General features: G+C 65.3%; 1 protein-coding gene. It reads left to right on the forward strand.

The window, feature by feature from the left end; genetic code table 11:
- Window positions 1-236 (forward strand): lipid II flippase MurJ (locus KVT37_RS32935; protein ID WP_306797050.1); only part of this gene is annotated, 236 nt, incomplete at both ends.

Below are 236 nucleotides of genomic sequence, written 5' to 3' on the forward strand. Positions count from 1 at the left end.
CCTTCCCATTCCCCAACACCTTCCGCCGGCTGTTCGCCGAGGGCGCCCTCCACGCCGCTTTCGTGCCGCTGTTCGCCAAGGAGGTCCAGCAGCACGGCAATGAGGGCGCCAAGCGTATTTCGGAGGAAGTGTTCGGCGTGCTGTTTTCGGCGCTGCTGGCGCTGACCATCGCGTTGGAACTCGCCATGCCGCTGATCGTGCGCTACCTGGTGGCGCCTGGCTTTGCCGACATTCCG

Source organism: Mesorhizobium sp. GbtcB19 (assembly GCF_019091085.1).
In the GTDB taxonomy this organism is placed as follows: Bacteria; Pseudomonadota; Alphaproteobacteria; order Rhizobiales; family Rhizobiaceae; genus Mesorhizobium.